24 protein-coding genes are annotated in these 24,165 nt (G+C 74.0%); 13 read left to right on the top strand and 11 right to left on the bottom strand.

What is annotated here, in order from left to right:
- Positions 1-22: 22 nt before the first annotated feature.
- The 4 genes from ACOOHE_RS09730 to ACOOHE_RS09715 all read left to right on the top strand — a co-directional run bounded on the left by ACOOHE_RS09730 (position 23) and on the right by ACOOHE_RS09715 (position 5,723).
- Positions 23-2,479, top strand: coding sequence for a histidine kinase (locus ACOOHE_RS09730; RefSeq protein WP_420453890.1), 2,457 nt, complete (start codon positions 23-25; stop codon positions 2,477-2,479).
- A complete protein-coding gene (locus ACOOHE_RS09725; RefSeq protein WP_420453889.1) occupies positions 2,476-3,279 on the top strand; it encodes a LytR/AlgR family response regulator transcription factor in 804 nt (267 codons plus the stop codon). Before ACOOHE_RS09730 ends, ACOOHE_RS09725 begins: the two co-directional genes overlap by 4 nt.
- A 115-nt stretch (positions 3,280-3,394) precedes the next feature.
- Positions 3,395-3,775: a carboxypeptidase-like regulatory domain-containing protein gene (locus ACOOHE_RS09720; RefSeq protein WP_420453888.1), complete on the top strand. Its 381-nt coding sequence runs from the start codon at positions 3,395-3,397 to the stop codon at positions 3,773-3,775.
- Between the two features lie 547 nt (positions 3,776-4,322).
- Positions 4,323-5,723, top strand: a complete 1,401-nt coding sequence (locus tag ACOOHE_RS09715) for a SpoIID/LytB domain-containing protein (protein WP_420453887.1) — start codon at positions 4,323-4,325, stop codon at positions 5,721-5,723.
- On the opposite strand, the gene ACOOHE_RS09710 is transcribed toward ACOOHE_RS09715, so the two are convergent.
- Genes ACOOHE_RS09710 through ACOOHE_RS09700 form a run of 3 tightly spaced genes read right to left on the bottom strand, consistent with a single transcriptional unit; the run spans position 5,698 to position 7,652 of the window.
- Positions 5,698-6,696 (bottom strand): isoaspartyl peptidase/L-asparaginase family protein, encoded by a 999-nt coding sequence (locus ACOOHE_RS09710; RefSeq protein ID WP_420453886.1) that lies wholly within the window; start codon positions 6,694-6,696, stop codon positions 5,698-5,700. The genes ACOOHE_RS09715 and ACOOHE_RS09710 overlap by 26 nt on opposite strands.
- Positions 6,680-7,063, bottom strand: coding sequence for a YraN family protein (locus ACOOHE_RS09705; RefSeq protein WP_420453885.1), 384 nt, complete (start codon positions 7,061-7,063; stop codon positions 6,680-6,682). The genes ACOOHE_RS09710 and ACOOHE_RS09705 overlap by 17 nt, the downstream gene beginning before the upstream one ends.
- Positions 7,047-7,652, bottom strand: a complete 606-nt coding sequence (locus ACOOHE_RS09700; RefSeq protein ID WP_420453884.1) for a GbsR/MarR family transcriptional regulator — start codon at positions 7,650-7,652, stop codon at positions 7,047-7,049. The genes ACOOHE_RS09705 and ACOOHE_RS09700 overlap by 17 nt, the downstream gene beginning before the upstream one ends.
- A gap of 85 nt (positions 7,653-7,737) precedes the next feature.
- Between ACOOHE_RS09700 and ACOOHE_RS09695 the strand changes: the two genes are divergently transcribed.
- The 5 genes from ACOOHE_RS09695 to ACOOHE_RS09675 all read left to right on the top strand — a co-directional run bounded on the left by ACOOHE_RS09695 (position 7,738) and on the right by ACOOHE_RS09675 (position 15,555).
- Positions 7,738-8,568, top strand: a complete 831-nt coding sequence (locus tag ACOOHE_RS09695) for an SAM hydrolase/SAM-dependent halogenase family protein (protein WP_420453883.1) — start codon at positions 7,738-7,740, stop codon at positions 8,566-8,568.
- A complete protein-coding gene (locus ACOOHE_RS09690) occupies positions 8,565-9,236 on the top strand; it encodes a hypothetical protein (protein WP_420453882.1) in 672 nt (223 codons plus the stop codon). Before ACOOHE_RS09695 ends, ACOOHE_RS09690 begins: the two co-directional genes overlap by 4 nt.
- A gap of 190 nt (positions 9,237-9,426) precedes the next feature.
- Positions 9,427-11,931: a glycoside hydrolase family 31 protein gene (locus ACOOHE_RS09685; protein WP_420453881.1), complete on the top strand. Its 2,505-nt coding sequence runs from the start codon at positions 9,427-9,429 to the stop codon at positions 11,929-11,931.
- A gap of 200 nt (positions 11,932-12,131) precedes the next feature.
- Positions 12,132-14,483 (top strand): TIM-barrel domain-containing protein, encoded by a 2,352-nt coding sequence (locus ACOOHE_RS09680; RefSeq protein ID WP_420453880.1) that lies wholly within the window; start codon positions 12,132-12,134, stop codon positions 14,481-14,483.
- Between the two features lie 52 nt (positions 14,484-14,535).
- The gene (locus tag ACOOHE_RS09675; RefSeq protein ID WP_420453879.1) at positions 14,536-15,555 is read left to right on the top strand and encodes a purple acid phosphatase family protein; all 1,020 of its coding nucleotides are present in this window, start codon (positions 14,536-14,538) and stop codon (positions 15,553-15,555) included.
- 36 nt (positions 15,556-15,591) lie between these two features.
- Here ACOOHE_RS09675 and ACOOHE_RS09670 read toward each other — a convergent pair whose 3' ends face one another.
- Positions 15,592-16,545 (bottom strand): AraC family transcriptional regulator, encoded by a 954-nt coding sequence (locus tag ACOOHE_RS09670; RefSeq protein WP_420453878.1) that lies wholly within the window; start codon positions 16,543-16,545, stop codon positions 15,592-15,594.
- Positions 16,546-16,736: 191 nt separating this feature from the next.
- Here ACOOHE_RS09670 and ACOOHE_RS09665 point away from each other — a divergent pair, with 191 nt between their 5' ends.
- From ACOOHE_RS09665 to ACOOHE_RS09655, 3 genes are read left to right on the top strand one after another with little or no spacing between them, the layout of a single operon-like run.
- Positions 16,737-17,906 (top strand): aldo/keto reductase, encoded by a 1,170-nt coding sequence (locus tag ACOOHE_RS09665; RefSeq protein WP_420453877.1) that lies wholly within the window; start codon positions 16,737-16,739, stop codon positions 17,904-17,906.
- A gap of 19 nt (positions 17,907-17,925) precedes the next feature.
- Positions 17,926-18,441, top strand: coding sequence for a nuclear transport factor 2 family protein (locus ACOOHE_RS09660; RefSeq protein WP_420453876.1), 516 nt, complete (start codon positions 17,926-17,928; stop codon positions 18,439-18,441).
- Positions 18,438-19,442, top strand: coding sequence for an SMP-30/gluconolactonase/LRE family protein (locus ACOOHE_RS09655; protein WP_420453875.1), 1,005 nt, complete (start codon positions 18,438-18,440; stop codon positions 19,440-19,442). Before ACOOHE_RS09660 ends, ACOOHE_RS09655 begins: the two co-directional genes overlap by 4 nt.
- A gap of 65 nt (positions 19,443-19,507) precedes the next feature.
- On the opposite strand, the gene ACOOHE_RS09650 is transcribed toward ACOOHE_RS09655, so the two are convergent.
- From ACOOHE_RS09650 to ACOOHE_RS09635, 4 genes are all read right to left on the bottom strand, one after another.
- Positions 19,508-19,948, bottom strand: a complete 441-nt coding sequence (locus ACOOHE_RS09650; protein ID WP_420457591.1) for a hypothetical protein — start codon at positions 19,946-19,948, stop codon at positions 19,508-19,510.
- A gap of 27 nt (positions 19,949-19,975) precedes the next feature.
- A complete protein-coding gene (locus tag ACOOHE_RS09645; protein ID WP_420457590.1) occupies positions 19,976-20,260 on the bottom strand; it encodes a hypothetical protein in 285 nt (94 codons plus the stop codon).
- 3 nt (positions 20,261-20,263) lie between these two features.
- Complete coding sequence (locus tag ACOOHE_RS09640; RefSeq protein WP_420457589.1) at positions 20,264-20,599, bottom strand: hypothetical protein; 336 nt, start codon at positions 20,597-20,599, stop codon at positions 20,264-20,266.
- A gap of 63 nt (positions 20,600-20,662) precedes the next feature.
- Positions 20,663-21,994, bottom strand: a complete 1,332-nt coding sequence (locus ACOOHE_RS09635; RefSeq protein WP_420457588.1) for an acyl-CoA dehydrogenase family protein — start codon at positions 21,992-21,994, stop codon at positions 20,663-20,665.
- 73 nt (positions 21,995-22,067) lie between these two features.
- On the opposite strand from ACOOHE_RS09635, the gene ACOOHE_RS09630 reads away from it, so the two are divergent.
- The gene (locus tag ACOOHE_RS09630) at positions 22,068-22,565 is read left to right on the top strand and encodes a hypothetical protein (protein WP_420457587.1); all 498 of its coding nucleotides are present in this window, start codon (positions 22,068-22,070) and stop codon (positions 22,563-22,565) included.
- Positions 22,566-22,676: 111 nt separating this feature from the next.
- Here the strand turns inward: ACOOHE_RS09630 and ACOOHE_RS09625 are convergent, their stop codons facing one another.
- The 3 genes from ACOOHE_RS09625 to ACOOHE_RS09615 form a co-directional block, all read right to left on the bottom strand.
- The gene (locus ACOOHE_RS09625) at positions 22,677-23,114 is read right to left on the bottom strand and encodes a PIN domain-containing protein (RefSeq protein ID WP_420457586.1); all 438 of its coding nucleotides are present in this window, start codon (positions 23,112-23,114) and stop codon (positions 22,677-22,679) included.
- The gene (locus tag ACOOHE_RS09620; RefSeq protein ID WP_420457585.1) at positions 23,111-23,416 is read right to left on the bottom strand and encodes an AbrB/MazE/SpoVT family DNA-binding domain-containing protein; all 306 of its coding nucleotides are present in this window, start codon (positions 23,414-23,416) and stop codon (positions 23,111-23,113) included. The genes ACOOHE_RS09625 and ACOOHE_RS09620 overlap by 4 nt, the downstream gene beginning before the upstream one ends.
- A gap of 121 nt (positions 23,417-23,537) precedes the next feature.
- Positions 23,538-24,164 carry a hypothetical protein gene (locus ACOOHE_RS09615; protein ID WP_420457584.1) on the bottom strand — a complete coding sequence of 209 codons (627 nt, stop codon included), beginning with the start codon at positions 24,162-24,164 and terminating at the stop codon, positions 23,538-23,540.
- Between the last annotated feature and the right edge of the window lies 1 nt (position 24,165).

The raw sequence follows: 24,165 nt of genomic DNA, 5'->3' as shown, positions 1-24,165 counted from the left end.
GTCGGCCGGCCTAGATTCCGCCATGCCCCGTCCCCCCCGTCCGTGGCTCGCGCGTGGGCTGGCCCTGGCGCTCGCCGGGCTCGCGCTGCTCCCGCTCGTCTCGCTCGCGCTGAGCTGGGCCGAGTACCTCCGCGACGTCGGCCTGCCCCTCGCCGAGACGACGGCGCTGGGCTACGACGGCGTGCGGTGGGACGACCGCGACGGGCCCGTCGTGGCGGCCTACGTGCTCCCGCGAGCCGCCGCGAGCCGCGCCGGGATCCGAGAGGGCGACGCGCTGACGGCCATCGACTTCTTGCCCGTCGAGTCCGCGACGGGCGCCCGGCGCCAGGTCGAGCGCGCGACGGGGACCGTGCTGACCTACGTCCTGGACCGGGGCGGGCGCGTGGAGACGACGGAGGTCCGCGTCGAGCGGTACCCGACGTTCCTGTACCCGCTCGGCGCGGCGCTGTGGGCGGCGACCGGCTGGGGGTTCGGGGTCGTGGCGTTCCTGCACCTGCTGGCGTACCTGACGGTGTCCCCGCTCGCGCCTCGGAGCCCGCGCGCGCGCCGGTCGAAGCGGCTGATCGGCGCGGCGCTGGTGTGGGTCGGCGTTCAACTGGTCCGCTGGCTGTGGGTCGTCGTGTTCGGACCGCCGCCGGCCTCGGCCACCCTCGGTCGGGCCGCGTTCGACGCGCTGACGCTGGTGGCCCTGGGCGGGTGGCTGGCGTACCCGGCGCTCTTGCTCGACCAGAGCCTGCGGACCCGAGCCGGGCTGCTGCTGCTGGGGCGGACGCGGGGCGTCCTGGCGATCCCCGCCGTGGTGTTGGGCCTCGGCGTGTTGGTGGCGACCGTGGCCGGCCACGCCGGGCCGCTCCCGCCCGACGGGTTCGCCGTGCCGATCCTGTTCTACGTCTGCGTCTACGTGGCCGCGGCGACCGGCGTCGTCCTCGTCCAGTCGTCGGCCGAGACCGACGACGTGCGCCCGGCCCAGCGGTGGAGCCGCGTCGGGAGCGCCGCCGTGTGCCTGGTGGCCGTCGTCGGGGCCGTGCTCGTGCTGACGCGGCTGTCGCCGGGCCCGCGCGAGGCCGAGGTCGCAACGGCGTGGTTCGTGGTCGCCTTCCAACTGTTGTCGATGTTGCCGGTCGCGCTGGTGTCGGTCGCCACGCTGCGGTACGGTCCGTTCGACGCGCTCCTGCTCAAGAGCCTCGCGACGGTCTCGATGCTGGCGATCGCGTTCGGGGTGATCGTGCTCGGGTCGGCGCTGCTGGACGCGGTGCTGCCGGGCGGGTCGCACCCGTTGGCGCTCGGGGTGCTCGTCGTCGCGCTGATCCTGCTCACCGAGCGGGCGGCCCCGGCGCTCCGGTCCGGCCTCCGCCAGGCGTTCCAGACGCGCCGCCAGAAAGCGCGCGAGCGGTTGGACCGGTTCGGCGACGAGGTCGGCCTGTTCATCGACGTCGAGACGCTGGCGGCGGGCGCGGCCGAGGCCGTCGGCGACGCGCTCGGCGTCCGCTCGGCCGTCGTGTTTCTGCAGGCCGGCCGCGACACGCCCGACGAGCGGTGGGTCCGGGCGACGTTCCGCCCCGAGCCCCCGTCGTTCACCCAGGCCGAGCTCGGGCGGGTGTGGGAGCGTTTGCGGGCGGAGGGCCGCGTGTGGTCGCGCAACGAGGAGCTCAACGACGCCGACCTGCCCGCCGGCGTCTCGACGCGCCTGGCCCGGCTGGGCGCCGCGCTCGCGGTCCCAGTCGTGACCGGGGGCGGCGACCCGGTCGGGCTGATCGTGCTGGGGCGGAAGGCGCGGCGGCTGTCCGTCTACAACACCGAGGACGTGGCCCAGCTCCGGGCGCTCGCGGCCCAGCTCGCCCTCGCGCTCGAGCGGCTCCGGCTCGTCGAGCGCGAGCGGGCCTTGGTCCGCCAGACGTCGGAGGCCGAGATGGCCGCGCTCCGGGCCCAGATCAACCCGCACTTTTTGTTCAACGCGCTCAACACCGTTGCTGCGCTCATCCGCGACCGGCCGGCCCAGGCCGAGGCGACCGTCGAGCACCTGGCGGGCCTGTTCCGCGACGTCCTCACCGCCAGCGGCCAGGCCCTGGTTCCGCTGCGCGACGAGCTCCGGCTGGTCCGCCGCTACCTCCACGTCGAAGAGGCCCGGTTCGGCGACGCCCTCGACGTGACGGTCGACGTCGAGGACGGCGCGAACGACGTGCCCGTCCCGGCGTTCGCCGTCCAGACGCTCGTCGAGAACGCGGTCAAGCACGGGGTCGAGCGGAAGCGGGGCGGCGGGGCCGTGACCGTGCGTGCCCGACGCGCGGCCGACCACCTCGAGGTCGTCGTCGAAGACACCGGCGCCGGCCTCGCTCCGGGCGGCGCCGTCTACGGCGTCGGCCTGGGGAACGTCGCCGACCGCCTGCGACTCTTGTACGGCGACGACGCGACGCTCGCCGTCGACCCGACCGACACCGGCGTCCGCGCCACCCTCCTGCTCCCGCTCCCCCCGACATGAGTGCTCTCCGCGTCCTGATCGTCGACGACGAGGCCCCGGCCCGGTCCCGCTTGCGCCGACTGCTCGACCCGTTCGTTGACGACGGCCGGCTGGGGCCGGTCGATGAGGCCGCCGACGGCGTCGAGGCCGTCGAGACCCTGGCCGAGACGGCGTACGACCTGGCGTTCCTCGACGTCCGGATGCCCGGGCTCGACGGGTTCGGCGTGGTCGAGCGGCTCCCGCCCGGCCGCCGGCCCGACGTCGTGTTCACGACGGCCTACGACGAGTACGCGCTCCGGGCCTTCGAGGCCAACGCGACCGACTACCTCCTCAAGCCCATCGACGCCGACCGGCTCGCGGCGTCCGTCGCCCGCGTCGAGGCCCGCCGTGCCGACGGCGACGACACCGACGCCCGGCTGGCCGACCTGCTGGACACGCTCGACGAGGTGGTCCCGAGCCCGGCGCCCGGCGGGCCGCCCATCGAGCGGTTCACGGTCCAGGGCCGCGACCGGCTCATCGTCGTCGAGGCGAGCGACGTGATCGCGGCCGAGGTCCAGGACGGGATCACGAGCCTCTACGTGCTGCCCGGCGGGCCGCCGATGCAGCGGCACTTGGTCGGGTTCACGCTCGACGCGCTCGAAGGGCGCCTCGACCCCGACCGGTTCATGCGGGTCCACCGGAACGCCATCGTCAACCTGGGCGCCATCCGCGAGATGATCCCGTGGTTCTCGGGCCGCTACAAGCTGGCGCTCGACGGCGGCCACGAGGTGACGGCCAGCCGCGCGCGGTCCCGCGACCTCCGGTCCCGGCTCGCGCTGTAGCCACGATGCGTGTGGGTGTGCGGGAGGAAGGGGTGTGGGAGTGGCGACCCCGCTCCGTTTTGACTCACTCCCACACTCCCATCCCCCCACACCAACCTGTACTCTGCTCTAGCCGATGTCCCCGACCGCGGCCCGTCGCCTCCTCCCCCTCGCTCTCATCGCCCTCGCGGCGTGTCAGCCGGCGCGGCCGGTCTTCGTCTGCCCCGTCGGCGAGGCCGGGTGGAACGAGCGCCGGCTGGCGGTCGAGATCCTCGACGTGGACGACGCGCCCGGAGGGCTCCGCGTCGTCGGGCGCGTGACGGACGCGGAGACGTCGGCCCCCTTGGTCGGCGCGAACGCCGTCGTCGTGGGGACGTCGCGCGGCGCGGCGGCCCGGGCCGACGGCCGGTTCGCGCTCGACAGCCTGAGCGTGGCCCAGACGGTTCGGTTCGGGTTCGTCGGGTACGCCCCGTTCGAGGTGGCCGTCGCAGAGATGGCGCGGGGCGTCGGACTCTAGAGTGATGCCAAACTGCTCGTGGGCCGACCCCCCGCTCCCCTTCCGGTCGCTCCGCTCCCAGGTCGGGGAGCTGTCCCCCTCAAAGGGGGACAGTCGGTCCGCCCGCTGAGCGGAGCGAGGGGCGGACGGACGGGGGGTCCGGCCCACGACCAAAGGGTCATTCATGACACTAGCTCGCGGCTGCCGGCGCTTCAGCGCGATGGCTATCACGTCCTCGGGCGAGCCCCCCAAACCTGTCATCCTGAGCGCAGCGAAGAGCCTGCCCCCGCGAAGGCGGGGGATCTCAACGCGAGGTTCCCAGGCCGTAGGGGACGGTGCCGACAAGTTCGACGGTACGTGCTGAGATCCTTCGCACGCTCAGGATGTGTCGCATCCCGCTTACGGGGACACGGTAGGGAGAACGCGCTCGCACTGGCCCTCAGCACCCGTGCTCTCGGCCCGTCGGGACGGCGTGTCTACCTTGCCCCGCGTCGTGGCCCCTCTCGTCTCTTCCGCTTATCTCGGACGGGCGGACCGCCGAAACGAACGGGCCACCGTCCCTCTCCCCATGCGACTCCTCCGGTACGCCCTGCTCGCCACGGTCCTGGCGGCGCCCGCGCTCGCCCAGCCCGCTCCAGACGTCGTCCGGGTCCGCGTCCTCAGTTCGCAAGCACCGACGGAGGTCCGGGTCGAGCCGCTGGCGGGCCCGCTCCGCGTGTTTGTCGATGGGATCGAGGGCTCCCCGCTCGTGCCGGGCGAGACGGCCACTCTCAGCGGGCGGGGCCGCGACGTCCGCGTCCGCGTCGGCGGGGCCGACCTCTCAGGCCGGACGGTCCGGCTGGCGGGCGATGGCGTCCGGCTCCGGGCCGGGTCGACCACGCGCGAGTACCCCGGCGACTTCGTCGTCGGGCGAGCGGGCGACCGGCTCGAGCTGGTCACGCACGCGCCGGTCGAGCCCTACGTGGCGAGCGTTGTCCAGAGCGAGTTCGGGTTCCCCGTGCTGGAGGGGGCCAAGGCGCAGGCCGTGCTCGCGCGGACCTACGCCGCGCGGCGGGCCGGCGCGCACCCGACCTACGACCTCGACGACGACCAGCGCTCCCAGGTCTACCGCGGGAGCGGCCCGGCGACCGACCTCAGCCGCCGGGCCGCCGCCGAGACCCGGGGCGAGGTGCTGACCTACGGCGGCACGCTCGCCGAGGCCGCCTACTTTTCGTCGTCGGGCGGCCACACGGCCGACAACGACGCCGTCTGGGCCGGCGCCCCCGTCCCCTACCTCCGCGGCGTCCCCGACCCGTTCGACGCCGACGCGCCGGACCACCGCTGGCGGACGTCGGCCGACCGCGCCGCCGTGCTCGGGGCGCTCAGCCGCCGCTACGGCGGGACCGTCCGCGACGTCACCGTCGAGCGGCGGTCGCGGTCCGGGCGCGTCGTGACGGTCCGCTTAGTCGGCGGGCGGACAGAGACCATCTCGGGCTCGGCGTTCCGCCAGGCCGTCAACGGGGCCGTCGGGGCACGGACGGTCCGGAGCACCCGGTTCGAGATCACGACGGACGGGGGTCGCTACGTGTTCGAGGGGAGCGGGTTCGGCCACGGCGTCGGGATGAGCCAGTACGGCGCGCTGGGCCAGGCCCGCGCCGGCCGGGGCTACCGCGAGATCCTGGCCTATTACTTCGCGGGGACCGAGGTCCGGCCCGGCACCACGGGCGGCGTCCGGCCCGCCCTGATCGCGATGACGCCGCCGGCACCGGGGACGGCCCCGGCCGCCGTCCCCCGCCAGCCCGACTCGTCGCTCGGCACGCGCTACGTCCCGCCCACCGCCCGCCGCTGGCCGACGCCCCGGCGCGTCGTCCGCGACCGGGCCAATGACGACACCTCGGCGGACGTGGCCAAAGCCCCGGTGCCCCCGGCCCAGCGCCCTCCGATGACGCCTCCGCCGGCAGCGCCTACGCCTCGTCGGACGGGCTGGTAGGTCGGTCGAGGCCGGTCCACACGGACTCGTCGGGGCGCCACCAGCCGCGCGCCATGCGGGGCGTCGAGAACGCCCAGCCGGCCGTGCCGTCGGCGGCGGCCACGATCAGGCCGCCCGTGGCGAGCGCGGCGCCGGGCCACCGGACGCGCTCGGCCAGATCCGCGACGGCGTCGCGCGCGGCTTGGGCGGGCGGCTCTCCGCGCCCGACGGCGGCCACGGCCCGAGCCGCGAGCTGAGTCGTCAGGATCGCCTCGCCCCAGCCCGTGGCCGAGGCCGCCCCGAACCCGTCGGCGAAGTAGCCGGCGCCGGGGATCGACGAGTCGCCGACGCGGCCGGCGCGCGTGAACGGGGCGCCGCCGGTCGAGGTCGCCGCCGCCAGCCGCCCCCTGGGGTCCCGCGCGACGCACCCGACGGTCCCGCGCGGCACGTCCATCGCGCCGGAGAACGCGGCGCTCGTGTGGAACGCGGCGTGGGCCGCCAGGCGGGCGTGCCGCTCGACCTCGCGCTCGACGACGAGCGCCGACGGCGGCACGGCGGGGTGGCCGAGCTCGGCCGCGAACCGCTCGGCCCCCTCCCCCACCAGCAGCCGCGCCTGCCCGTCCGCCTCGACCAAGGCTCGCGCCGTGCGGACGGGGTTCTTGAGCCGGCGGACGTGGGCGACGCCGCCCCACCGCAACGTCGGCCCGTCCATGACGCCGGCGTCGAGTTGGGGCTGCCCGTCGCGGTCCAGGACAGCACCCCGGCCGGCGTCGAACGCCGGGTGGTCTTCGAGCGCGGCCACGGCCTCGACGGCGACGCTAAGGGCGTCGGCACCGCGCTCGACGGCGCGGCGGGCGACCCGGAGCGCGCGCTCGAGCCCGTCGAGGTGGGCGTCGGTCTCGTCGGCCGGGATGTCCCACGCGCCGCCGTGAACGAGGACGAGAGGTCCGCGACCCGGCACGTTGCCGGACAACACGTTAGACGAAGTAGCCAAAGGCGTTCTCGAAGTGCTCGACCCGGGGTTCGCCCCGCCCGAAGTGGACGGCGACCACGTCGAACCGCGTCGGCGACGGGATGAGCCGACGCTCGTGGAGGTAGGCCTCGGCGACGCGCATGATCGCTCGCTGCTTGGCCGCGTCGACGGCGTCCTCGGGCCGCCCGAACCCGCCGCCGCTCCGGGCCTTGACCTCGACGAACACGATCATCCCCCCGTCGTCCCGTGCCGTCGGCTGGAAGGCGACGAGGTCGACCTCCTCGCGGAGGAACCGGACGTTCCGGTCCAGGATCCGGTAGCCCCGGGCTTCGAGGTAGGCCGCGGCCACGTCCTCGCCCCGGCGGCCGATCTCAGCGGTCGTCGCCATTCCGGTCGCGCGAGCGGCGCAGCTTCGAGGCGAACCGGGTGACCCGGCGGACCTTGTCCGTGTTGCGCCCGCGGACGAGCGGCAAGAGCGCCTGGGTGAACCCGTCGAACACGTCGATGATCTCGACGAGCGCCTCGACGCGGTCGGCGAGCGCGGCGTCGGCCGGGACGGTCGCGGGGGCGTCGCGGAGCTCGCTGGCGACGCCGTCGAGCGCGCGCTGGACCGGCCGGATCTCGCGCCGCTGCCGCTCCTCGATGATGGTCGTGGCCAGGGTCCAGACGTCGTCCTCGGCGAGGAAGTAGTCCTTCCGCGAGCCCGGCTGGCTCGTCTTGCGGACCAGGTTCCAGTCGACGAGCGCGCGCAGGTTCATGTTGGCGTTGCCCCGGCTGATCTCGAGCCGCTCCATGATCTCGTCGGTGTCGAGCGGCTGGGCCGTCGCGTAGAGGAGCGCGTGGATCTGGGCCATCGTCCGGTTGATGCCCCAGTGCGAGGCCATCTCGCCCCACAGCCGGACGAACTCGTCGAGCGCGAGCCGGCCGCGCTCGCTGAGCGCGTCGGCCGGGGTCGGGGCGGGGTCGGGAGCGTCCACGGGCGGTCGGCGGGAGGCGGCCAAGATAGGGGGACGGGCGGGGCGAGAGAGCCGGCGTATTTTGGCCGGGCGCCCCCTCCCCGCCGTGATCGTCACGCTGACCACCGACTTCGGCCTCCGCGACGGCTACGTCGCCGCCATGAAGGGGGCGATGGTGTGCGCGGCGCCGGCCGTCCGGCTCGTCGACGTGACGCACGAGGTGCCGGCCCAGGACGTGATGACGGCCGCGTTCGCGCTCCGCCAGGTCGTCGGCCACTTCCCGCCGGACACGGTCCACCTCGCCGTCGTCGACCCCGGCGTGGGCACGGACCGCCGGGCCATCGCCGCCCGGTTCACGGCGGCCGGGGCGCCCCAGCGGTTCGTCGGGCCCGACAACGGCCTGCTCGCGCTCGTGGCCGGGCCCGAGGCCGTGACCGAGGTCGTCGAGCTGACCACGGCGCCGGACGCGAGCGCGACGTTCCACGGCCGCGACGTGTTCGGGCCGGCCGCGGCCCGGCTCGCCGTCGGCGCCGACCTCGCCGCGCTCGGCCCGCCCGTCGACGAGCTGGCCTCGCTCCACTGGCCGCTCGCGCGGACCGACGACCAGGGCGTGTTCGGGATGGTCTTGCACGTCGACCAGTTCGGGAACTGCGTCACGAACATCTCGCGCGAGGACTTCGACCGCCACGCCGACGGCCGCACGTTCAAGTGCTACGTCGGCTCGGGCGTGTTCCGGAGCCACGGCCGGACGTACGCCGAGGTCGGCGCCGGCGACCCGCTCACGCTGTTCGGGAGCTCGGGCATGCTCGAGGTCGCCGTCAACCGGGGCCACGCCTCGCGCCTGCTCTCGGTCCACCGCGGCGACACGGTCCACCTGGTGTTCGACGCGCCCCGCGCCGAGCCGGCCCCGCACCGGCTCGCCTCCTCCGCCCGATGACCGACCCGTCTCCCGAGGCCGAGGCCGGCGTCGACGGCCTCCCCGCGTTCGAGCGCGTCCAGACCCGGTCCACCCCGCCTCCCCCGGACGCCCGGCGGGCGTGGCGCCCGGCGACCGGGGCCCTGCTCGTGCTCCTGGTCGTCGCCGGGGTCGCCGGGACGGCGTGGTGGCTCTGGCCCAGCCCGGGCGAGGCCGACGACGTCCTGGTCCACCTCGTCGAGACCTCCGACACGTTCCTCCCGGACCTCACCACGACCGACCCGAACGCGGCCCGGTCACTCGTCCTGGACGCGCTCGGCTGGGACGTGGCCCCGCCCGACCTCCCCTCGCTGACGGTCGTCGGGGTCGGGATCCCGTCGATCGGGGAGGTCCAGCCGTCGCCCGGCACGTCGCCGAGCGACGTCCAGGTCCCCGCGTTCCGCTACGAGGGGGCCGACGGCGAGCGGGCCACGGTCTTCGCCTACGACTACATCCTGCTCGACCGGGTCGGCGCGGCGTTCGACTTGCCGGACGGGACCTACGCCGCGCTCAGCGAGCCGACGCCGGTCGACTCGCGCGTGGTCGAGGGCCGGTTCGTGGTCTCGTGGCGGCGCCGGGCCATGATCTTCTCGGCGGTCACGTCGAACGAGGCGGTGGCCGAGCGGATCCGGCAGACGGTGTCGAGCTAGCGGGGCGGCACGGGGATTCTGGCAGGTTGAGCGTGGCCGATGCGTGATTCGTGATGCGTGACCCTCCTGCGCTGAATCACGCATCACGAATCACGCATCCGAGCTGCGACGGTCCCGCCTCCGCCGAGGCCTCACGCGGGAGAGCCGCGCCCCGTCGGTATCTTGGCGGGTAAGCGCTTTCACCCTGCCGATGAGCTCCTACGCCTCCGGGCCCGCCGCCCTCCCCCGCCCCTTCGCCGCCGTCCCCGACGACCGGTTCACGCTGCTCGGCGACGCCGTGTCGGCGACGGTCGTCGGCTCGACGGTCGTGGTCGACTGCGGGGGCCCGAGGCTGGCCGTCTCGTTCCTCGCGGACGACGTGGCCCGGGTCCGCCTCGCGCCGACCGGCGACTTCACACTCGCCGGCCACGGGGCCGACGCCGACGAGACGCCGTTCTCGTACGCGCTCGACCCCGACCGGCGGTGGGACGGGCTCGCCCCGGCCCTCGTCGAGTCCGACGCCGAGTGGTCCGTCGCGACCGACGCCATGACCGTGCGGATCCGGAAGTCGCCCTGCCGGTTGTCGTTCGAGACGCCCGACGGGCGGCCGTTTCTTCAAGACACCGCCGGCGCCGGCTGGGCCGACGTCGACGGGCGGACGGTCACGCGCTGCTGGAAGGCCCTCGCGCCGGACACCCGCTTTTTCGGCCAGGGCGACAAGACGTTCGAGCTCGACCGGGCCGGCCGCCAGCTCACGTTCTGGAACGCCGACACCTACGCCTACGCGCCCGAGCAGGACCCGATCTACAAGTCGATCCCGTTCTCGCTCGTCCTCCAGCCCGACGCCGACGGCGGGTGGACCGGAGCCGGCCTGTTCTCGGACAACACCTACCGCTCGGAGATGGACCTCGGCGCGGGCTCGGGCGACGACTGGTGGTTCGGCAGCGACGACGGCGAGCTCCGGTATTACGCCTTCGCCCCGGCGCCGGGCGAGCCGGCCGGGCTCAAGCGCCCGCTGGGCCGCTACTGCGACCTCACAGGCCACAAGCCGATGCCCGCCAAGTGGTCCCTCGGGTACCACCAGAGCCGCTGGAACTACCAGGACGACGGCTACGCGCGCTGGATCGCCCACGAGTTCCGCCGCCGCGGGATGCCGCTCGAGTGCATCCACCTCGACATCGCCTACATGGACGGGTACCGCGTGTTCACCTGGGACCCCGAGGCGTTCCCCGACCCGACCGCGCTCACCGACGACCTCAAAGAGCTCGGCGTGCGGACCGTCGTCATCGTGGACCCCGGCGTCAAGGTGGATCCCGACTATTTCGCCTACGTCGAGGGCACCACGCGGCGGCTGTTCTGCGAGACCCCCGACGGGACCGACTTTACCGACACCGTCTGGCCCGGCGACGTCCACTGGCCCGACTTCTCCAAAATCGAGGCGCGGCGGTGGTGGGGCGAGACGCACCAGCGCTACCTCGACGCCGGCGTGACCGGGTTCTGGAACGACATGAACGAGCCGGCCATCCTGGGCGGGCGCGACTTCCCCGACGACGTCCGGTTCGCATTCGAGGACCGGGGCACCGGCCCGACCGACCACCGCGAGGCCCACAACGTCTACGGCCTGCTGATGGCCCAGGCCACGCACAACGGCCTCCGGGCGGTCCGCCCCGACGAGCGGCCGTTCCTTCTCACGCGCGCCTGCTTCTCGGGGAGCCAGCGCTACGCCGCGGCCTGGACCGGCGACAACGTGTCGTCGTGGGAGCACCTGTTGCTGTCGCTCCGGATCTGCCAGTCGCTGAGCCTGAGCGGGCTCGGGTTCTGCGGCCCCGACATCGGCGGGTTTGCCGGGAGCCCGTCGCCGGAGCTCTTCGCGCGCTGGATGCAGGCCGGCGTCTTGTACCCGTTCATGCGGACGCACTACTCGCACGAGGAGATCGACCAGCAGGAGCCGTGGAGCTTCGGCGACGAGGTCGAGGGGATCTGCCGCGAGTACCTCACGCTGCGCTACCGCCTTTTGCCGACGATCTACTCGGCCTTCGAGGCCTGCACGCGGACCGGTGAGCCGCCGCTCAAGGCGCTCGTGCTGGAGCACCCCGACGACCCGAACACGCACCACGGCTGCGACGACCAGATGTACCTCGGCCAGACGCTGATGGCCGCGCCCGTCGTCACGGACGGGGCCCGCCAGCGCGAGGTGTACTTCCCCGACGTGGCCGGCGGGTGGACCGACGTCTGGACCGGCCAAGCGATCCCGGGTGGCCAGCGCTGGACCGTCGACGCGCCGCTCGACACGATGCCGCTGTTCGGCCGCGCCGGCGGCGTCGTCGCGCTCGACCCGCCCGCGCTGACGACGATGGACGCCGACCCGGACACGTTGACGCTGTGGGCGTTCCCCGGCGCCGGCACCTCGTCGTTCTACTTCGACGACGGGATCAGCTACGCCTTCCAGGACGGCGACGCGTTCCGCCTGCACGTCGACCTGGCGGACGGCGACGGGTTCGCGGCCACCCTCCGCCGCGAGGGCGACCGGGGGGTTCCCCACCGCGCGTTCGAGTGGCGGATCCCGCTCGCGCCGCTCGGCGACGCCCGCGCCGTCACCGTCGACGGCCGCCCGGTCGCGACGGACGGCGCCGATGCCGAGACGTCCGCCGTCGAGGACGGGCCCTGGCTCGTCGTCCGCACGCGGACCGACGTCGAGCGCGTCGAAGTCCGCTAGCGTTCTGGCGCCTCGCGAGCGGACCCCCCGTCCGGCCGCCCATCGCTTCGCTCAACGGGCGGACGAACTGTCCCCCTTGAAGGGGGACAGCTTTCCGACCTGGGAGCCCTTCGGCTCCGCTCAGGACAGGCTCCGCGACCGGAAGGGAAGCGGGGGGTCCACGACCGGCTACCCGACACTTCTTCTTTAGACTCCTCCCCATGTCGTCCCCCCTCCTCGCCCCCGCCGAGACCGTCGGCGCGCTCGTCGTCCCGACGCCCGTCGGCGCGCTCCACCTCGACGCCCTGAGCGACGACGTCGTCCGGGTGCGGCACGTCCGGCCGGGGCAGGTCCCGTCTGCGCGGCCGTCGTACGCGCTCGACCCGGACGCCCGGTGGGACGGGCCGTCGGCGTGGGCCGCGCGGGACGGCGGCGACGTGGTCGAGGTCGAGACGGCCGCGCTCCGGATCCGGGTCACGGCCGAGACCGGCGCGTTCGTCGTGACGGAGCGGGCCGGCGGGCGCGTGCTCGTCGACGGCCACGCGCTGCCGGACGAGGGCGTCGGCCACACGGTGTCGCTGGAGCCGGCCGACCGGCTGTTCGGGCTCGGCGACAAGGCGCTCTCGCTCGACCGGCGCGGCCACTGGGTCGAGCTGTGGAACACGGACGCCTACAAGTACCAGCGCGGGACGGACCCGCTCTACAAGTCGGTCCCGTTCGTGCTGAAGCAGGGCGAGGAGGCCGCCGCCGGGCTGTTCTACGACAACACGTTCCGCGCCCGGTTCGACCTCGGCGCCAGCGACGCCGGGCGGATGGCGTACCACGCCGACGGCGGCGCGCTCGACCTCTACGTGGTCCACGGGCCGACGCCGCTCGGCGTCGTCGAGGCGTACGCGCGGCTGACGGGGCGGACGCCGATGCTCCCGCGGTGGGCGCTCGGCTACCACCAGTGCCGGTACTCGTACATGAACGAGGCCGAGGTCCGCGAGGTCGCCGCCAGTTTCCGCGAGCGCCGGATCCCGTGCGACGCGCTCTACTTCGACATCCACTACATGGACGGGTACCGCGTGTTCACCTGGGACCGCGAGCGGTTCCCTGACCCGCCCGGGCTCCTGGCCGACCTCGACGCGGACGGGTTCCGGTCCGTCGTCATCATCGACCCCGGCGTCAAGGCCGACGACCCGGACTACGCCGTCTACCGCCAAGGCCAGGACCGCGACGCCTTCGTCCGCTACCCCGACGGCGCCGAGGTCCACGGCGAGGTGTGGCCGGGCCGCTGCGCCTTCCCCGACTTTACCGACCCCGACGTGCGCGACTGGTGGGGCGGGCTCCACGAGGGGCTCGTCCGCGACGGCGTGGACGGGATCTGGAACGACATGAACGAGCCGGCCCTGTTCAGCGTGGCCCACGTCGAGGGCTCGATGGACGCCGAGCACGACGTGGGCACGATCCCGGACGAGGCCCGGCACGCGCTCGACGGCGAGGGCGGCAGCCACGCCCAGGCCCACAACGTGTACGGGATGCAGATGCAGCGGGCCACGCACGAGGGGCTGACCCAGCTCGCGCCCGACCGGCGCCCGTTCACGATCACGCGCGCGGCCTACGCCGGGAGCCAGCGGTTCGGGACGAGCTGGACCGGCGACAACTCGGCCACGTGGGACCACCTCCGGCTGGCGATCCAGACGTGCCTGTCGCTCGGCGTCTCGGGCATGACGTTCACCGGGGCCGACGTCGGCGGGTTCGTCGGGCACCCGACGGGCGAGCTGCTGGCGCGGTGGACCCAGGTCGGCGCGCTCACGCCCCTCTTCCGGAACCACTCGGCCGTCGACACGCCGCGCCAGGAGCCGTGGCTGTTCGGCGACGAGGTCGGGCGCGTGTGCCGTCAAGCCATCGAGCTCCGCTACCGGCTGCTCCCGACGCTCTACACGGCGCTGTGGCAGGCGGCCACGCACGGGACCCCGATCTTGCGCCCGCTCCCGCTCGTCCACCCCACCGACGAGACGGTCCGCCGGACGAGCCCGCTGGCGTTCTACGTCGGCGACAGCCTGCTGGCGCACCCGGTCGTGGAGGAGGGCCAGGCCGAGCGCGAGATCTACCTGCCCGACGCCGACGCCGGCTGGGTCGACTTCTGGACGGGCGAGCGGCTGGAGGGCCGGCAGTCGGTCTGGACCGCGACGCCGCTCGACCGGGTCCCGCTCTACGTCCGGGCCGGGTCGGTGCTCGCGCTGGGGCCCGTCCGTCAGCACTCGGGCGAGCCCGTCGAGCGGCTGGAGCTCCGCGTCTACCCCGCGCGCGGGCGGTACACGTCGTGGCTCTACGAGGACGCCGGCGACGGCCACGGCGACGCCTGGCTCGGCCGGCTCGACCTGGCCGACGACGGCGCGGCGGTCCGCCTGGCGTGCTCGGTCGTCGGCGCGCACGTGCCCGAGTGGGCCGGCTGGGACGTCGTCGTCCACGGGCTCGACGCCGCGCCGGCGCGCGTGACCGTCGACGGGGCCGAGGTCGAGGCGATGTGGGACGGGGCCGCCCGCTTCCCGGTCCCGGTCGGCGCCTCCGTTGAAATCCTGCGGTGAGATCCCGCCGGCCGGGAACGTCTGACGCCGGCTCGCGCGTTACGCCACTGTGATGCCCGCTCGCCTTTCCGCCCTCGCCCTCGTCGCCGCCCTCCTCGCCGGGTGCGGGACGCCCCAGCCCGTCGGCCAGCGCGTGCCCGACCCGGTCGCGCTGGCCGAGGCCGAGCCGGCGCCCTTCGACTCGTCCGCGTTCAACTTCCTCGTCGTCGGCGACTGGGGGCGGAACGGGTTCTTCAACCAGGCCGAGGTCGCCCGCGCGATGGGCGACGTGGGCGAGGCGGTCGAGAGCCGGTTCACGATCTCGACCGGCGACAACTTCTACCTCGCCGGCGTCACCGGCGTCGACGACGTCAAGTGGACCCGGTCGTTCGAGGCCATCTACACAGCGCCGTCGCTCCAGAGCCGGTGGTACTCGACGCTGGGCAACCACGACTGGCAGGGCGACGTGCCGGCCCAGATCGCCTACACCGAGACCAGCGAGCGGTGGTACCTCCCGGCCCAGTACTACTCGGAGACGCTCGCGATCGACGACGAGACCCGGGTCCAGTTCGTGTTCCTCGACACGACGCCGCTGGCCTACCCCGAGTCCTACAAGGCCCGGTTCTCGGACACCGGCGACTGGGACGTCGAGGACCAGCTGACGTGGCTCGAGCGGACGCTGGAGAACTCGGACGCGACCTGGAAGATCGTCGTCGGCCACCACCCGATCTACGTCGGGTCGGTCCGCTACTCGGACAACGAGCGGCTGGTCGAGCAGCTCGTCCCCGTCTTCGAGCGGACCGGCGTCAACGCCTACTTCGCCGGCCACGACCACAACCTCCAACACCACCGGCCCGACGGCTCGCCGATCGACTACTTCGTCTCGGGCGCCGGGTCGCTCACGCGCGAGGTGGTCGAGACGCCCAACACGCTGTTCGCGCTCCGCACGCCCGGCTTCATGGCCGTCTCGATGACGCGGACCCGGATGAGCGTCCAGGCCTACGACGAGGACCGACAGTTGGTGTACACGACCGTCGTCCCGCTCCGCCGCGGCGACCGGCTCGACCTCCCGTTCGGGCTCGGCGGCGACTGAGGCCGGGCCCGAGCCGAGCGCGGGGCCTCCTCGGCGTCAGCCGAGAGCCGGAGCGCCGGCGGCCTCCCGGAGCCGCTCGACGTCCCGGGCCGGCGGCGCCCCGAACTGCCGCTTGTAGTCCCGGCTAAAGTGCGACGGGTCGTTGTAGCCCACGCGGTACCCCGCCGTCGCCGCGTCGAGGTCGCCGTCCAGCAGGAGCCGGCGGGCTCGCTGGAGCCGGACCTCCTTCTGGAACTGGAGCGGCGTCATCCCGGTCACGGCCTTGAACCGTTGGTAGAACGTCGACGCGCTCATCCCGAGGTCGGCCGCGAGCTCCTCCATCCGGACCGCCTGGTCGAACTGGCGGTGGAGCCGGCGGACCGCCTCGGCCATCCGGTGGGCCTGCCCGCCGAGCACGGCGACGTGGCGGAGCCGGTCGCCCTGGTCGCCCACCAAGAGCCGGTAGACGATCTCGCGCGTGACGAGCGGGGCGATCACGGCCGCCTCACGCGGCGACTCGGCGGCCCGGACGAGCCGGAGCGTGGCGTCCAAGAGGTCGGCGTCGAGCGGGCTCACGTCGAGCGCCCGCCGCTCCGACGCCCCCGTCGACGGCGCGCCGCCGGCCTCGACCAAGACCTGGCTCACGAGCGCCGGGTCGAGGTCGAGCCGCAAGCCGAGGTACGGCTCGCGCGGCGAGGCCTCAACGATCCGGCCCGAGACGGGGAGGTCGGCCGAGACCAAGAGGTAGCGGAACGGGTCGTAGCGATAGCTCTCCCCGCCGAGCAGGAGCGACTTCGCACCCTGGGCGATCACGCAGAAGCACGGCCGGAGGACCGCGTAGAACGGGACGCGGGGCGTCCCCGACCGGATCAGGTGCAGGCCGGGGACCGGCTCCGCGCGCCCGTCGTCGGGGACGGCCGCGGCGATCCGCTCGGCCAGCTCGGCGCGGTCGGCGCGGGCGCGGGGGTCGTCGTGGCGGAGCGGGGCAGCCGGAGGGTCAGTGGCGGGCATCGCGGGGCGGGCAGGGCGGTGCCGCGAGGATACGGGCGGAGTCGACGGGCCTCCCGCTCGCTGGAGGATCGGACAATCATCGCGGACAATCGTCCTACGGGATCGGCGCGGACAGTCCATACCATGAGGCCGAACGACGCGGCTCCCTCCCCGCCCCGGAGCCCCGATCCATCGGCGCCCCCTCCCCGACCATGACCGACCGTCCCGCCCCGACCGGGCTCCCCCGCCGCCAGTTCCTCACCCGGCTCGGCGCCGGCGCCCCACTGCTCGCGCTCGTAGCCTGCGCGCCCGCGCGGGCCTCGGCCGAGACCGCCCGGGCCACCCCGCCGCCCCACCCGGCCTCGGACCCCGGCCGGCGGACGCTCGGCGCGCTCGAGGTCTCCGCCGTCGGGATGGGCGTCCAGAACGTGGCCCGCCGCTACGAGACGACGGTCCCGTACCGGCCCGACATGGTCCGGCTCGTCCGCTCGGCCGTCGACCTCGGCGTGACCTTCTTCGACACGGCCGAGGCGTACGGCCCGCACGAGGCCGAGCGGATCGTCGGCGACGCCCTCGCGCCGGTCCGCGACGAGGTCGTGATCGCGTCGAAGTTCGGGTTCGACGTCGACCTCGAGACGGGCGAGCGGCGCGGCGGCCGGGTCAGCCGCCCCGCCCGGATCAAGCGGGCCGTCGAGGGGATGCTCCGGCGGCTCCAGACCGACCGGATCGACCTCCTGTACCAGCACCGCGTCGACCCCGAGGTGCCCATCGAGGACGTGGCCGGGGCCGTCTCGGACTTGATGGCCGAGGGGAAGGTCCTCCACTGGGGCCTGAGCGAGATGGGCCTCGGCACGTTGCGCCGCGCCCACGCCACGCTCCCGGTGACCGCCGTCCAAAGCGAGTACTCGATGTTGTGGCGCGGACCGGAGGCCGAGGTTTTGCCGACGTGCCGGGAGCTCGGGATCGGGTTCGTCCCGTGGAGCCCGCTCGGCGTGGGCTTCCTCACCGGCGCCATCGACGCGCAGACGCGGTTCGCCCCGGGCGACTTCCGCGGGCTCGAGCCCCGGTTCTCGCCCGAGAACCTCGAGCACAACGTGGCCCTCGTCGAGGTGGTGAAGCGGTGGGCCGAGCGGAAGGACGCCGCGCCCGCCCAGATCGCGCTCGCGTGGCTGATGGCCCAGGCGCCCTGGATCGTCCCGATCCCCGGGACGACGAACGTCGCCCACCTCCGCCAGAACGTCGGCGCGGCCGACGTCGAGCTCACGGCGTCGGAGCTCGCAGAGCTGACGGCGGACGTGTCGGCCGTCGAGGTCCGGGGCGCCCGCCTCCCCGACTCTGTCCAGGTGATGTCGGGCGTGGAGGCCCCGCTGCCGCAGGACTAGCCCCCCGGCGACCACCCCCATGAAGCCTTCCCCGACCGTCCTCCTCATCCTGGCGGCCATGCTCTGGGCGTGCGCCCCGACGCGCGTGGCGGCGCCGCCCGACGCCGCTGCGGCGCCCGCCGAGGCCGTGTACGATGGGCAGGAGCTCCTCGACCTGTCCCTCCAGAAGTGGCTGTGGATGGCTGACCGCGACGGGGACGCCCTCGCGGCCCTCTTCCACCCCGACGCCCGGTTCGTCCACATGGGCGGGACGTGGGGGACGGCGCGCGAGCTCGACGTCATCGAGAGCGGGGGCATCTGGTACAAACAGGCCGACGTCCACGAGGCCGTGGTCGAGACGTTCGGCAACACGGCCGTCGTCTGGAACCGGATCACGCTGCTGGCGGAGGTGGGGGGCACCGAGGTCACGAACCCCTTCGCGGTGACCGAGGTGTACCAGCGCCACGGCGAGTCGTGGGCGCTCCTGGCCTTGACGTTCAGCAGCGTCCGGGACGGCCACACCATCGAGCCCGAGCCGATCTGCGAGCACCCATGACCCGACTCCCATCCCTCGCCGCCGCGCTCCTCGTAGCCGCGGCCCCTCCAGCGCTCGCGCAGGACGCCCGGCCGTTCGCCGTCGGCGACTCGCTCGGCGTCCGCGGGGCGGACGGGGCGTTCCAGGCGACCTCCCCCAACGTCACGGTCTACGGCGCCATCTACGCCGCCGAGAGCTGCGCCTACGACGCCGAGCGCGGCCTGATCGTGGTCCCCAACCGGGGCGCCCCGCAGTCGGTCCAGACCAACGACGCCTGGGTCTCGCTCGTCCGCTCGGACGGGTCGGTCCACACGGTCCGGTGGATCGGGGTCCAGGGGCCGGGCGAGCGCGCCGGGCTGGCGCCGCCGCTCGTGCTCAACGAGCCGCTGGGCAGCGAGATCGCCGGCGGCCTCCTCACCGTCGCCGACCGCGACGGGGGCACGGGCCCCGACGACCCGAGCGTGGGCGTCGTCCGCCAGTTCGACGTGCGAACGGGCGCGCCGGTCCGGAGTGTCCGCGTCGAGGGCGCCCCCTGGCTCAACGACGTCGCCGTCGCGGACGACGGAACGGTCTTCGCCACCCAGACGGGCGACCTCGGAGACGACCCGGACCCCTCGACGTGGCGGGTCTGGCGGATCGACCCGGACGGCGCGGCGTCGGTCGTCGTCGAGGGCGCGCCGCTGGTCCAGCCGAACGGGATCGCCCTCGACCCGGGCGGCCGCCTGGTCGTCGCCAACTACGGCGACGACGCGGTCCTCACGTTTACCCGGTCCGGCAAGTGGGTGAAGACCGAGCGGGCGGCGCAGGCGGGCGGCGACGGCCTCGTGATCCTGGAGGACGGGGCGAAGTACGTCAGCAGCATCGCCCACGGCGGCGTCTCGCGCATCCGCCCAGGCGAGACCGCCGAGCTGATCGCGCGCGGCATCCCGACGGCGGCCTCGATGTGCTACGACGCCGGGGCCCACCAGCTCGTGGTCCCGATGAACCCGAACCACGGGCTCGCCTTCGTCCCGCTGGAGTAGCTGGCAGCGTCGGGCCGAGGACGCGGGCCGGCCCTCTGGCTGCCGACCCGCTCGGCTCCGGCGGGTCAGCCGGCGCGGAGCCGCAACCAGAGGACGAGGAGCGCGGCCGACGCCGCGCCGAAGAGCCCGTGGAACAGGCCGGGCGGAACGAACCCCACGCCCACCCCCCACATCCACACCGGCCACCGCTCGCCCTCGACCGCGTCCGCACGCACGACCGTCGCCACGGCGAACCCGACCTCGGAGTCCCCGGCGCCCTCGCCCCGGACGACCTCCGCGACTCCCGGTGGGTACTCGGCGACTCGGCCGCGGCGGAAGTCCCAATACACCGGCGGCGGGAGCTCGCCTCGCTCGGCGTAGGAGGCGGCGTGGGCCTGGAAGGCCGCCCCGATCTCCGGCTTCATCCGGTCGAGCCGGGCGCGAGCGGCCGAGTTCCAGACGGTGAGGCCGGCCCACGCGAGCACGACCAGAAGCAAGGCGGCGGAGGCGAGGGTCGAGGCGCTCATGGCAACAACGGTCGGAGCGCCGGCTATTTACGGCTCGTCGCGCGTCCCCGACCTCCGCGAGGCGCGGCGGCCCCCGGTCCGGCGGACCATCTCGTCGTACGCCTGCTGGCTGAGCCAGGCGGCCCCGTCGGTGTAGGCCGGGCGGACGTAGTACGTGCCGCGCCGGTGGATCGGCGTCCCGTACGCCACGCAGACGGCGCCCTCGGGCGGCGCGTCGGGCGACCGGCTCCGGCGCCAGCGGACGCGCCGCCAGTCGCGCGCCGCCAGCGCTGTCCAAAAAGCGTCGTCGTGCGCCGGGCGGACCGACGGCATTGTCTAGGACCGGGTCCGCCGACGCGCTGCCGCCGGCCCCGCATCCTCGGACTCGACGTCGAGCGCGCCGGCCAGGACCGCCGGGTCGATCCGGTCGAACGCGGCGTCGTCCTCCGTCACGATGGCCTCCAGCGCCTCGACGCGCCGGACGAGCGGGGCCGTCGCGTCCTCGACGGCCACCCCGATGATCGCCTCCAGTTCGCTCTTGCGGATCTCGGACCCGCCGGACCGGGCCCGGTCGCCTCCGCCTGCGGCCTTGACCTTGGCGATCCCCGTGAACACGGCCCACGGCATCCCCACGAACAGGGCGATGGCGGCGATGACTTCTCCAGGTCCCATCATAACAGTGCGAGGTGAGGAGCGAGAGCTACGGCCAGATCGGCGCCCGCGTTGCGCCCGGCGCTACGAGAAGGCGTTGAGGCCGGTCGCCTCCTGGCCGAGCACGAGCGTGTGGACCTCGTCGGTCCCCTCGTAGGTCACGACCGACTCGAGGTTGGCCATGTGGCGCATGACGGGGTAGATGCCGAGGACGCCGTTGCCGCCGAGAAGCTGGCGGCTCTGGCGCGCGACCGCGAGCGCCGTCCGCACGTTGTCGCGCTTGGCGAGCGAGACGTGGGCGGGCCGCATGGTGCCCTCGTCCTTCATCCGGCCCAACCGCCACGCGACGAGCTGGGCCTTGGTGATGTCGGCCAGCATGTCGGCGATGTGGTTCTGGACGAGCTGGAAGCCGGCGACGGGCCGGCCGAACTGCTCGCGCGACGTCGTGTGCTGGATGGCCGCGTCGTAGCACGCCATCGCGGCGCCGAGCACGCCCCACGCGATCCCGTAGCGGGCCTGGCTGAGGCACGACAGCGGCCCCTTCAGCCCCTTCACGTTGGGCAACATCGCCGAGGCCGGCACGCGGACGTCGTCGAGCACGACCTCGCTGGTCACGGCCGCCCGGAGCGACCACTTGTCCATGATCCGGGGCGTCGAGACGCCGGGCCGGTCGGTCTCGACCAGGAAGCCGCGGACGTCGCCCGCGTCGTCCTTGGCCCAGACGACCGCGACGTCGGCGATGGAGGCGTTCGTGCTCCACCGCTTGTGGCCCGAGAGCACGAACTCGTCGCCGTCGCGCGTGGCCCGCGTCGTCATCGACCCGGGGTCCGAGCCGACGTCGGGCTCGGTGAGCGCGAAGCAGCCGATGGCGTCGGCCGTGGCGAGTCGGGGGAGCCACCGCCGCTTCTGCTCCTCGGACCCGTAGGTGTAGATGGGGTACATCACGAGGGAGCCCATGACCGAGCAGAACGAGCGGAGCCCGCTGTCGGCCCGCTCGACCTCCTGCATCATCAGCCCGTACGTCACCGACGACGCGCCGAGCCCGCCGTACTCGGCCGGGATCGTCGGGCCGATCACGCCGAGCGCCGCCAGCCCACGCGCGGCGTCGAGCGGGAACGTCAACGCCTGGGCGTGCTGCTCGATGACGGGCAAGACCCCCTCGGACACGTAGGCGCGGACGGCATCCCGATGGCCCTTCTCCTCGTCGCTCAGCAAGTCGTCGATCCGGTAGAAGTCCAAGCCCTCGAACGCGGCCGGGTCGTAGGCCCCGTTGCTGACGCCGGCCGGCGCGTGGCCGAGCGGGCGGAACGCGGCGGGGTCGCCGGACTGGCCGGCGTCCTGGCGGTCGTGAGCGGGCGACCCATCGCCCGAAGCGGCGAGGGCGGGGGAGCGGACGAGGTCGGGGGTCTCGGACATCGGTCGGTACTTTGGAGCCGCCATGGGCGGCCGAGTCGTGTCCGCCCAAGCTACGCCCCGCCCCTCCCCCTCCATGCGCGTCCTCCTCCTCGTCCTCCTGCTGGCGCCCGCCGCCCTGGCCCAGCGCGGCGGCTCCATCGAGCCCCGCTACGGCGTCGGCTTCGACGTCACGACGGCCGTCTACGGCCAGGACGTGATCCCGGACGGCCCGTCGCTCGGGCTCCGCGGGCGCGTGGCGCTCCCCGTCAACGCCGACGTGTCGGTGGCCGCCAGCCTGGGCGTCGGCGCCCACCTGTTCGAGGGGGCCGACGACGCGCGCTACGTGCTCAACCCCCAGGTCTCGGTGATCGTGACGCTGCCGTCGCGGCGGTCGGCGCGGTACGTGCTGGGCGGGTTCGGCGGGTTCGTCCCGCTCAGCGGCGGCGGCGGGGGGACGTCGATCCACCTTGGCTACGGGTGGGCGATCCCGCTGACCGAGACGTCGCTCTACGCCGAGATCAACCCGTCGCTGGTGATCGGCGAGCGCGAGGCGGTCCCGGTGATCGCGCTGCGGACGGGGGTCATTTTTTAGGTTGCAATAACGGCTAGAGAGCGAACGTCACTCCACCCGCCGCAGGACCGACTGGAGCCGCTCGTGGTCGTCGTCCAAGAGCCGAACGCGCAGTCAGCCTCGACCCTCTTCTCAAAGCACGACGAGGCGACAGGGCAGCTGGGGCGGCATCCGCCGGAAGTCGCGCCCGTTGATCGTGACGAGCTCGTCGGCGCCCGCCTTCTCGGCGGCCTGGACGTGGAGGGCGTCGTACACGGCGCCGCTCGTGAGGTCGAGGTCGGCGAGCCGGGCGAGGACGGCCCGGTAGTCGTCGCCGTCGAGGGCGACCACCTCGGCGACCGAGAGGACGGACTCGTCGAGAAGCCGGAGCGCCTTCCGCGGCGGGATCCGGGGAGCGAGCGGCAAGGCCGTGAGTGTGGCGAAGGTCTCCGCGAGGGCGTGCGAGGAGACGACCAGGGCACGGTCGCCGTCGCGCCCGGCCCGGAGGTAGGGCCGCGCCGTCTCGTGGCGCTCGTGGCCCCGTTCGAGGGCGGCGACGAGGACCGACGTGTCGAGGGCGGTCCGGGTCACCGGACGTCGGGGTCGAGGCCTGCCAGCCGGAGGGCCCGGGCCTCGCGCTGCGCCTTGATGAACGCGGCGATGTCCTGGCCCTCTGGAGCGAGCTTCCCGTCGTGGATGAGGACGCCGTCCACGTAGGTCAAGCCGCCGTCGGGGTCGTCGGGGTCCGGGACGGCGCGGATCTCCAGAGTGGGAGCGCCGTCGCCGCCGGTGTGGATGTCGAGCGAGAGCTCAGCGCCGGGCGCGAGCCCGAGCCGGTCGCGGAGCCGCTTGGGGATCAGGACACGGCCGAACTTGTCGATGGTGACGATCATGAGAACGGGCTAGACAAGCGGCGCTGGATTGGCAATCTACAGCGGGCGTTGGCAGCAGACCCCGCTCCGGACGTCCTGGGCATCTCACACCCGGGCAGAAGACGGCAGCCAGTCCGACCTCCTACTCCACCCGGCGCAGGATCGACTGGAGCCGCTCGTGGTCGTCGTCGAGCAGCCGGGCCAGGGCGCGACCGGCCTCGACCAGGATCGTGTCGCCGTCGGCACCCCCGCCATGCGCGGCGACCAGGTTGCGGAGTGCCGCCGCGAGCAGGTCGTCGGCGGGGACGGCGGGGTCGGGGTGGCGCGCGAGCGTCCGGAGCACGTCGAACGGGGCGGCGAGCGCGGCGATGGCTTGGGGCCCGCACAGACTCACGCGGTCGTGGAGCGCGGCCGGTCGCGGCGGCAACGTCTGGCGGACGACCGGCCGGCCGTCTCGCCGAGTCTGGCCGTCCCAGTACGCCAGGATCTGAGCCCTCGCGGTCGTCCGCACCAGCTCCAAGATCTGGGGCATCTCGCGGCGGATCCGGTCGCGGTCGTAGTCGGCGCCGAGGGCGACGGCCTGGCGGCCGGGCTCGACGCTGCCGGTCTCGGCGTGGCTCACCAACCCGTAGAGCACGGTCCCGTCCTCGGTCTCGACCTCGACCCACGACCCGAACGCGGGCACGTCGGCATCGGGGTAGACCTCGGCCACGATCTCGCGCGTGCTGGAGGCGATGACTTCGGCGACGGGCGGGGAGGGGTCAGGCAAG

It is taken from the genome of Rubrivirga sp. (assembly GCF_965213695.1).
Classification (GTDB): domain Bacteria; phylum Bacteroidota; class Rhodothermia; order Rhodothermales; family Rubricoccaceae; genus Rubrivirga.
The sequence above is the reverse complement of the archived record's forward strand: the minus strand, read 5'-3'. Positions and strand labels throughout refer to the sequence as shown.

Coding starts and splice junctions, on each gene's coding strand:
- ACOOHE_RS09675 (WP_420453879.1), top strand. CDS start 14,536: ATGCCCGCTCGCCTTTCCGCCCTCGCCCTCGTCGCCGCCCTCCTCGCC.
- ACOOHE_RS09670 (WP_420453878.1), bottom strand. CDS start 16,545: ATGCCCGCCACTGACCCTCCGGCTGCCCCGCTCCGCCACGACGACCCC.
- ACOOHE_RS09660 (WP_420453876.1), top strand. CDS start 17,926: ATGAAGCCTTCCCCGACCGTCCTCCTCATCCTGGCGGCCATGCTCTGG.
- ACOOHE_RS09680 (WP_420453880.1), top strand. CDS start 12,132: ATGTCGTCCCCCCTCCTCGCCCCCGCCGAGACCGTCGGCGCGCTCGTC.
- ACOOHE_RS09725 (WP_420453889.1), top strand. CDS start 2,476: ATGAGTGCTCTCCGCGTCCTGATCGTCGACGACGAGGCCCCGGCCCGG.
- ACOOHE_RS09690 (WP_420453882.1), top strand. CDS start 8,565: ATGACCGACCCGTCTCCCGAGGCCGAGGCCGGCGTCGACGGCCTCCCC.
- ACOOHE_RS09645 (WP_420457590.1), bottom strand. CDS start 20,260: ATGCCGTCGGTCCGCCCGGCGCACGACGACGCTTTTTGGACAGCGCTG.
- ACOOHE_RS09685 (WP_420453881.1), top strand. CDS start 9,427: ATGAGCTCCTACGCCTCCGGGCCCGCCGCCCTCCCCCGCCCCTTCGCC.
- ACOOHE_RS09635 (WP_420457588.1), bottom strand. CDS start 21,994: ATGTCCGAGACCCCCGACCTCGTCCGCTCCCCCGCCCTCGCCGCTTCG.
- ACOOHE_RS09630 (WP_420457587.1), top strand. CDS start 22,068: ATGCGCGTCCTCCTCCTCGTCCTCCTGCTGGCGCCCGCCGCCCTGGCC.
- ACOOHE_RS09640 (WP_420457589.1), bottom strand. CDS start 20,599: ATGGGACCTGGAGAAGTCATCGCCGCCATCGCCCTGTTCGTGGGGATG.
- ACOOHE_RS09650 (WP_420457591.1), bottom strand. CDS start 19,948: ATGAGCGCCTCGACCCTCGCCTCCGCCGCCTTGCTTCTGGTCGTGCTC.
- ACOOHE_RS09705 (WP_420453885.1), bottom strand. CDS start 7,063: ATGGCGACGACCGCTGAGATCGGCCGCCGGGGCGAGGACGTGGCCGCG.
- ACOOHE_RS09715 (WP_420453887.1), top strand. CDS start 4,323: ATGCGACTCCTCCGGTACGCCCTGCTCGCCACGGTCCTGGCGGCGCCC.
- ACOOHE_RS09720 (WP_420453888.1), top strand. CDS start 3,395: ATGTCCCCGACCGCGGCCCGTCGCCTCCTCCCCCTCGCTCTCATCGCC.
- ACOOHE_RS09655 (WP_420453875.1), top strand. CDS start 18,438: ATGACCCGACTCCCATCCCTCGCCGCCGCGCTCCTCGTAGCCGCGGCC.
- ACOOHE_RS09620 (WP_420457585.1), bottom strand. CDS start 23,416: ATGATCGTCACCATCGACAAGTTCGGCCGTGTCCTGATCCCCAAGCGG.
- ACOOHE_RS09730 (WP_420453890.1), top strand. CDS start 23: ATGCCCCGTCCCCCCCGTCCGTGGCTCGCGCGTGGGCTGGCCCTGGCG.
- ACOOHE_RS09665 (WP_420453877.1), top strand. CDS start 16,737: ATGACCGACCGTCCCGCCCCGACCGGGCTCCCCCGCCGCCAGTTCCTC.